3 protein-coding genes are annotated in these 3,958 nt (G+C 53.8%); all 3 read left to right on the forward strand.

Annotated features, from left to right (window positions below; translation table 11 throughout):
* Nucleotides 1–1,337, forward strand: a 1,337-nt coding sequence (locus GTP77_RS29555) for a type VI secretion system Vgr family protein (RefSeq protein WP_161075720.1), incomplete at its 5' end; no start/stop codon positions are given.
* A 71-nt stretch (nucleotides 1,338–1,408) separates the two neighbouring features.
* Nucleotides 1,409–1,987 (forward strand): DUF3304 domain-containing protein, encoded by a 579-nt coding sequence (locus GTP77_RS29560; RefSeq protein WP_161075721.1) that lies wholly within the window; start codon nucleotides 1,409–1,411, stop codon nucleotides 1,985–1,987.
* Nucleotides 1,984–3,669 (forward strand): T6SS phospholipase effector Tle1-like catalytic domain-containing protein, encoded by a 1,686-nt coding sequence (locus tag GTP77_RS29565; protein WP_161075722.1) that lies wholly within the window; start codon nucleotides 1,984–1,986, stop codon nucleotides 3,667–3,669. The genes GTP77_RS29560 and GTP77_RS29565 overlap by 4 nt, the downstream gene beginning before the upstream one ends.
* The last annotated feature ends 289 nt before the right edge of the window (nucleotides 3,670–3,958 follow it).

A 3,958-nucleotide genomic window follows, 5' to 3' on the forward strand; every position in this document is an offset into this window, starting at 1 on the left:
CGCGCACCGACCTCCCGCAGCCGCAGATGCAAAGCGCCATCGTGGTCGGCCCGGAAGGCGAGGAAGTGCATTGCGACGAAATGGGCCGCGTAAAGATCCGCTTCCCCGGCACGCGTGCGCAGGACCACACTGACCGCGACCTGGCCGGCACCACCAACGACGAATACGACTCTGCCTGGATACGCGTCGCCTCCAACTGGGCCGGCAACGGCCCCGGCCACCAGAGCCAGTGCGGCACCCTGGGCCTGCCGCGCATCGGCAGCGAGGTGCTGGTGGCCTTCCTCGGCGGCGATCCGGACAAGCCGGTGATCGTGGGGCAGCTCTACAACCAGGAAGGTTTGCCGCCCGCGCTGAGCACGATGGACGGGCTGCCCGGCAACAAGCACCTGTCCGGCATCAAAAGCCGCGAAATCAAAGGCGGCCGCGCCAATCAACTACGGCTGGACGACACGACTGGCCAGATTAGTGCGCAGTTGGCGAGTGACCATGGCAATAGCCAGTTGAATCTGGGGTTCCTCACTCAACCCAAGAGCCTGGGCTACGGCGAGCCGCGCGGGCAGGGCGCCGAACTGCGTAGCGACCAGAAGGTTGCAGTGCGTGGAGCCGAGGGAGTGCTGATCACCGCAGCAGCGGGAACAGGAATCAAAGGGCAATTCGTTGAGCGGGAAGAACTTACGCGCATCTCCGAGGGACTGCAAAAAATTGCCGATCAACTCTCCAAACTGGCAGTGCAACACGCTGCGGATGAAGAAAATGGACCAGCACTGAAGCAACTGGTCGAGAAGCTTAAGCAATTCGACGAGGGGACGTCCCCTATCGTCGCCATCAGCGGTCCTGCAGGCCTGGTGATTGGCAGTACGCAGAATATTGCGTTAGAAGCGGTAACCGACATCGATATTGTCAGCGCGGAAGCCACGCATCTTTCTTCCGGAGGCGTGATGACGACGCGAGCCGCAAAGGGCGTGAGCCTCTTTGCCAATCAAGGCGGCATGAAGCTCACTGCCGCAGCAGGTAAGGTCAGCTTGCAAGCGCAAGACGATCAACTGGAAGTCTTGGCTCAGAAAGTGTTGGACATCATTAGCAACACCGACTGGATAAACCTAAAGGCCAAACAAGGTGTACGAATCAATGGCGGAGGCACGGAGATCGAGTTGAGCGCGTCGGGCATCAAAGGCTACACGTCGAGCAATTTCGAAATGCACGCCGCCAAGCACCAGTTCAAATCCTCTCAAGACAAACCACTTAAGTTCCCTGGCGACGTCAAGCAGCACGAGATTTGCATCCCGTGTTTGCTGATTGCCGCCTCGGCCCACAGTCCGTTTGCCAAGTCGAATTAGTTCTATTTCGCGAGGTGACAATGAGATCTATTTTTTTGGGAAAAGGTAGATTGATTGCCTATGGCGTCGTAGTGACTGCACTACTCAGTGCGGCCGGCTATATATCTCTTTCTCAGCGAGCAAACGCTGCTGATCACTCTGCAGTGGGCGTTACTGGAGTTCAGCATGCGGGCCTCAATACGAGCATTTCGGCTTTCTACGTAGACGGCATGTACTTTGGAAAAGTGCCAAGGCAGGGGGGCGGTGGGTCTGTATTTTGTTGCATTGGTTTGCCAAAGATCTGGAGGCCCGGCCTAACCGTTGATATTCGCTGGTCAGAAACTGACTGGACCAACGAAGTAGTTGCGGAGACTGATGTTGGAAACGTTCAAAGCTTGCGAAGCGTCGTCTACAAAGCGATCGTGCCTGTCGAAAAATATGATGCGATCGGTCCTGTCTATGTGCATTTCTTTGACCATGGACGCGTGCGTTTCATTTCCAGCTTGTACTGGCCAGAGGGACCAGAACATCCCATCCTGATGGTCGATTCGACAGCTGGGAAATCTGCTATTGCCGGAACCGTTGTGCCTGATTACTTTACGCCAGCTGAACTAACGGAAGCTGCGGCGAAGGAAAACATTCGTAAGAAAAATGAGGTGGATTGGCGATGAAAACGGAATTGACAACGTTGGTTCAGCCCGGCGAAAAAGCGCAAGTTGATCAGGTTTGTAAGGTAGATTTCAACTCCGCGCCGGACCAAAGCAAGTGCGAGGTTTGCATTCAGGTTGGCTTCTTTTTTGACGGGACCAACAACAATCGCAATATTGCCGCTCCTGCACTGGCGCATAGCAATATTGCACGCCTTGCGGCTGCATATCCAGACCAGCCCAACCGCGGAAGCTATGACATTTATATTCCCGGCGTTGGGACCGCGTTTCCTGAAATTGGTGAGACAGGACCAAGTACGATGGGAACGGCGTTTGCTAGCGGTTGCGAGTCAAGAGTCTTGTTTGCGCTACTGGCAGTGCTAAATGCATTGCATCGAGCAGTTTTTAGTCAAGCGTTGTTCATATCCATGGCCGAGACAGAACGTCTTTGCCACGAGCTAAAGTCGAGGGAAAACGTAGACACCGACAAACATGGCGCTGCGTCAGAAACCAATTTCATGCATGGGGATTTCCTTCGTACTCAAGTCGTCGCGCTGCAAAAAAAGCTGGCAGCGCAAAAAAAGCCTGTCATCAAGGAATGCATGATAGATGTGTTTGGTTTTTCGCGCGGAGCGGCTGAAGCTCGCGTTTTCTGCAACTGGCTAGATCGCCTTCTTGCAGGTGGCACGCTATCTGGAGTGCCTTTGACTATTCGATTCCTTGGGATTTTTGACACGGTAGCCTCGGCTGGCATCGCCGATGGTGTTCTGCGAGGGGCCACCAATATCACTGATGGCCATGAAGGGTGGGCTGCGATGGAATATCTTTCAGTTCCCGGCTCAGTCAAAAATTGCGTCCATATGTTGGCCATGCATGAATTGCGAAAAAATTTTCCTCTAGATGAAATTGGACTAAACGGGGTAATGCAGCCCAAACATATTCAGGTTGCGTATCCGGGTGCCCATAGTGATGTTGGCGGCGGTTATGCTCCAAGTGAACTAGGTATATCGGTAGGTGCTACAACAGCAGAGGGAGATGCTTTGAAACTGTCGCAAATTCCACTCAATCATATGTTTCAGTATGCTGTTGCTGCAGGTGTACCTCTCAGCAGGAAGCTGGCACTTGAAGGAAAGACTGGCTACGATCCGTTTGCCGTATCGCCAGTGCTGACCAAAGCCTTCAATGATTTTCTGAGCGAGTCTGGATTGCAGAAGCGGCCTCTTCGCGATTGGATGCAGGTATATCTGAACTGGCGCTGGCAAGTTCGTGACGTTTATCGCGATTGCGCGCACGTCCGTCGCGCGTCTGCAAGCGACGCTGCATTGCTTACTCGCTGCAATAGAAAACTCAAAGAAGATGCTGCTCTGCTGCTTGGTAGTGGAAACGTCAGGCAGGCTCAGCGTCACGTCGATTCCGTGAACAATGGGACTCGTAAGAACATGTATGACCAGCTCTATGCTCAGCAAGCGATAGACATACCGTATTTTGATGATGAGGCTGCCAAAGTTCTTGATGATGCACGGCGTGCCGCCCCGGTTTCTCAGACGATTGCTTCGTTCTTCGATAGCTTTGTTCATGACTCATTCGCAGGCTTCAGCAAGGATCTCTTGGAAGCGACTGGTTACTGGCGCTACCGCAAGGCGTTCAAAGGTACTACCAAGGTTCTGTTCGCTGCGACGAATGAGTCGACAGACACTGCGGCATAACGCTTCGTAGATAGAAAAATGAGCCTCATGAATACATTCATCTTGATCGATAGTGCTCTGATTGACGGTGGAGCAGATATCTCAGCACTGACGGATAGTTTCGAGTCTGGCTGGCTTGCACCGCTCTATGGGCCTGAGGCTTACGTAGCTACGCCGTTACTCGGGGACCTCGAATTACTGGGAAATCGGCTCCGAGCATGACGCAGATAATGCCCATTGAGGCGCAGACGCGATCCGTCGGGCCGATTAGTTGGCCATCTCGCCAGCGCAACCGCCTGATTTCGGCACT

Source organism: Pseudoduganella aquatica, assembly GCF_009857595.1.
Classification (GTDB): Bacteria; Pseudomonadota; Gammaproteobacteria; order Burkholderiales; family Burkholderiaceae_D; genus Rugamonas; species Rugamonas aquatica_A.